This is a genomic window from Moorena sp. SIO2C4 (assembly GCF_010672485.1).
Taxonomy (GTDB): Bacteria; Cyanobacteriota; Cyanobacteriia; order Cyanobacteriales; family Coleofasciculaceae; genus Moorena; species Moorena producens.
The window spans coordinates 1-3963 of the sequence record NZ_JAAHGN010000713.1; the positions used below are offsets into that span (position 1 = coordinate 1).

Annotated in this window: 3 protein-coding genes and 1 pseudogene; 2 read left to right on the top strand and 2 right to left on the bottom strand. The window is 41.6% G+C overall.

Features of this window, described 5'->3' with window-relative positions:
• The first annotated feature begins 358 nt into the window (after nt 1–358).
• Nucleotides 359–1372: pseudogene (locus F6K20_RS27700) on the top strand (serine hydrolase domain-containing protein).
• 131 nt (nt 1373–1503) lie between these two features.
• Here F6K20_RS27700 and F6K20_RS27705 read toward each other — a convergent pair.
• Nucleotides 1504–1656 (bottom strand): hypothetical protein, encoded by a 153-nt coding sequence (locus tag F6K20_RS27705; protein ID WP_287296819.1) that lies wholly within the window; start codon nt 1654–1656, stop codon nt 1504–1506.
• 22 nt (nt 1657–1678) lie between these two features.
• On the opposite strand from F6K20_RS27705, the gene F6K20_RS27710 reads away from it, so the two are divergent.
• On the top strand, nt 1679–2218 hold the full coding sequence (locus tag F6K20_RS27710; RefSeq protein WP_287296821.1) for a hypothetical protein: 540 nt from the start codon (nt 1679–1681) through the stop codon (nt 2216–2218).
• A 283-nt stretch (nt 2219–2501) separates the two neighbouring features.
• On the opposite strand, the gene hpnH is transcribed toward F6K20_RS27710, so the two are convergent.
• Nucleotides 2502–3521 (bottom strand): adenosyl-hopene transferase HpnH, encoded by a 1020-nt coding sequence (hpnH, locus tag F6K20_RS27715; protein WP_287254146.1) that lies wholly within the window; start codon nt 3519–3521, stop codon nt 2502–2504.
• Nucleotides 3522–3963 lie beyond the last annotated feature (442 nt).

Genomic DNA, 3963 nt, shown 5'->3' on the forward strand with positions numbered 1-3963 from the left:
ATTCCCGATTGCCGATTCCCGATTCCCGATTCCCGATTCCCGATTCCCGATTCCCGATTCCCGATTCCCGATTCCCGATTCCCGATTCCCGATTCCCGATTCCCGATTCCCTTTGAGCAAAAATTTATCAAATCTAAAACTATTGAAAAAAATAGTATATAGATTATTAAAGCTGATTCAATCAATAAGTTTAGCTATCTTGATTCTTAGTGTTTCTGTACTGCCCGTATTTGCTCAGGAATCCTTGAATGTATCTAATCAGGATTTGCCTATGGTATCTACAGCCAATGATTCCCAGTTAGAACTAACTAAATTCCAGGATATAGAAAAATTTAGTGACGACTTTTTTGTCAATCAAATGGCAGAAAATCATATTCCTGGTGCCGTATTCACCTTAGTAAAAGATGACAAGATTCTCTTCTCGAAAGGCTACGGCTACGCTAACCTTGAGGATAAGATACCGGTTATTCCTAACAAAACTCTGTTTCGTGTAGGCTCTGTATCTAAACTAGTTACCTCTACAGCAGTAATGCAACTAGTCGAGCAAGGTAAGCTTAAGCTACATGAAGATATTAACCAGTATCTTAAGTAATTTCAAATTAAGACTGATAAATTTAAGCCAATTACAGTTGATCATCTCTTAACTCATACTGATGGATTCGATGTAGCTTGGGTGATTGGCGGAGCCACTCGTTGCCAGTCTAAGCTGCTATCCTTAGAAAAATTTCTCACAGAAAATTTACCAGAGCGAGTGCGACCACCAGGTCAATTATATGTTTATGGTGATGTAGGATTAGCATTGGCAGGTTACTTAGTAGAAGTGGTTGCTGGAATTCCTTTCAGTGAATATATTGACCAAACTATCCTACAACCTTTGGATATGAGTCAAAGTAGTTTTCAGCAACCATTACCGTATCAGCTGGCAGCTAACTTAGCTGTAGGATATCGGTACAAAAATGGCAATTATCTAAAGCAAGCCTTTACCTGTAATAAAAGTGTTCCTACTACAGCTTTAACTACTACTGCTGAAGACATGGCCCACTTTATGATTGCTCATTTACAGGGAGGTCGTTATCGTAAACAGCGTATCCTGAATGATACTACAGTAAAGGATATGCACCACCAACACTATACTAATTTTCCGAACATTCCTCAATCGGCAGGATCTACTTATGGTTTTTTTGAGCGCTTTGTGAATAATCAACGGATAATTGAGCATGGCGGTAGCATGTCAGGGTATACTAATCTGGTGTTTTTAATCCCAGAACAAAAGTTAGGTTTCTATATTGCTTACAATCGTAACAGTCTTAATGAGAATTTGCGAGACGACTTGGTTGAACAGTTTTTAGATCGTTATTATCCTGTACAGTAGACCATTACCTCACCTACTGAAACGATTATTAAACCTATCCCTGAAGCTAGCTCTAAAGCTAGCCCTCAAGCTAATAGTACCCAGCATTATAAACAGCAATATCAACAGCAATATCAACAAATTAATGGCGGCTATCGCTTCATTCGATATCCTCGAAACTCCCTGGTTAAACTAGCCATGGTTTTGCTGGAATCTGGACGATTATTTACTATTAAAACTAATCCAGACCGCACCTTAACTGTATTTCCAGGAGGAAGTAAATGGGAGTAAGTCGAGCCACTCATATTTCGCTATCCTGACAGCAATATGTATATAAGTTTTCGGAAAGATAGTCAGGGTAAAATTACTGCTATGTCTTTGAGTAGTCATGTCCATTTAACCTATGAAAAGTTAGCCTGGTACGAAACTCTTGTTTTACAGGTTGGACTGGTAGGATTTTGTGTGCTAATCTTCCTATGGGGATGTTTGGTTTGGCTAATTAGACCATTAATTAGCCGCAAAAATCAAAGCTTATCTCTAGTTTCACGACATACTCGTCTGGTGGAGTTGATCATTGGTCTGATTAGTATCTTGAATTTATGCTTTTTCAGCGGGATGGGGATAGCTATTAGTATAATAGATTTCTGGGAATTTTTCTTCGGAATCCCCCCTGTGATGATTGCGTTACTTTATCTACCCATTGTCACCACAGGCTTGACTACTGTAGTATCGATTATTGGTTTACTGGCTTGGAGAGACAAAAATTGGTCTTGGATCAGACGAGGGTATTATTGTTTGAGTATGCTAGCGGCATGGCTATTTATCTGGCTCCTAAATTATTGGAATTTATTAGGATTTAAATTTTAATTTTTGTGATTAGATAAGGGGCAGCAGATAATGGGGTTTTAGTAAAACCAATTCATTCCCAATTCAATAATGACCTTGAAGTTGATTTCAATGTCAATTTAATCAAGAGCTAAGATTAATGCGATCGCATTTATTCGTGCGCCTCAGATTAATGCGATCGCTTTTATTGTATTGTGTGTATTGTGCTCAAGTTGACCTTGCCGATCCTGCCAGGCTTAGCAATCCATCACCACTTAGACCTAGGAACTAGCGCCAGCTTTATGGTCTGGGAAATTGGTCAGGTTTAAACCCCTCCTAACACACTGCCCATAGCACGAACCATATTCTGGGGCTGAAACGCATCCATAGCCGCCGTAGGCTCATACCCACAATGGACCATACAATCCGCACACTTAGGATTACCACTAGCGCGACCATACTGATCCCAATTCGTTTCCTCCAGCAATTCCTTAAAAGTGGAATAATGCCCTTCATTTAACAAATAGCAAGGCTTTTGCCACCCCAAAACACTGTAACTAGGACTTCCCCAAGGGCTACACTCGTAATCTTTCTCCCCGATCAGGAAATCCAAAAATAAAGGATTATGGTTAAAATTCCAGGTTTTCTTCCCAGCCTTCAAAGGCGCTAAAATTTCCCGGAACATCGCCTTAGTCTGTTCCCGCTTCAGGAAATGCTCCTGATCTGGTGCCCATTCATAACTATATCCAGGAGAAACCATCATGCCATCAATACCTAACATGGCCAAGAAATCAAAGAACTCCTGGATTTCCTTAGGATCAGTTCCCTCAAACACCGTCGTGTTAGTAGTCACACGAAATCCCCTAGCTTTAGCCGCTCGAATTGCCTGCACCACCTTATCAAATACCCCCTGACGGTCCACACACTGATCATGCCGTTTCCGTAAGCCATCCAAGTGAACGCTGAAAGTCAGGTAAGGGGAAGGTTGGAACTTATCCAGACACTTTTCTAACAACAACCCATTGGTACAGAGATAGACATACTTTCGCCATGCCACCAACCCCTTGACAATTTCGTCAATTTGTGGATGAAGCAGAGGTTCTCCCCCCGGAATAGAAACCACAGGAACACCACACTCTTTCACCGCAGCAAAGCACTCTTCTGGAGTCAGCTGGCGCTTGAGTATTTCCGTAGGATGCTGGATTTTGCCACAACCAGAACAAGCTAGATTACAGCGGAACAGAGGTTCCAACATCAGCACCAAGGGAAAGCGTTTACGACCCAAAAGACGCTGGGTAACAATATACTTTCCGACATCAAGGGCTTGTTGTAATTGAATTGCCATAATTGTCCTCACACCATATAATTAACGCTAATCATTGAGGGTAATCATGATTACCCTACAGCTTGAACTATGATCAGCCTCGCCGATAAATTATACCGAGTTGCATTCAAAGAGAGTGATTGGTTGGATAGGGAGATAGGGAGATAGGGAGATAGGGAGATAGGGAGATAGGGAGATAGGGAGATAGGCGGAAGAGAAAGTTGTACGTTTGACCGCAACTTGGTATTAACAATACTGTTCGCGAATTGCTTAAAATCCTAGATTTCGCCGCAGTTCTCGGTTTCCCTATTTCCTGCCGCCAGCGGTAAGTACCTAGAGATAAATAAACGGAACTGTGTTAACTTTTTTAAAGCTGCCAAAAGTCTATCTATTCCCTGTTCCCTGCTCCCTGCTCCGAACGCGCCCCGCGTGGCCTACGGCCTCAGTCCCTGCTCCCTGTAGA

Bases quoted from the DNA above. Each gene is read 5' to 3' on its own strand.
- F6K20_RS27705 (WP_287296819.1), bottom strand. From the start codon at position 1,656: ATGAGTGGCTCGACTTACTCCCATTTACTTCCTCCTGGAAATACAGTT.
- hpnH (WP_287254146.1), bottom strand. From the start codon at position 3,521: ATGGCAATTCAATTACAACAAGCCCTTGATGTCGGAAAGTATATTGTT.
- F6K20_RS27710 (WP_287296821.1), top strand. From the start codon at position 1,679: ATGTATATAAGTTTTCGGAAAGATAGTCAGGGTAAAATTACTGCTATG.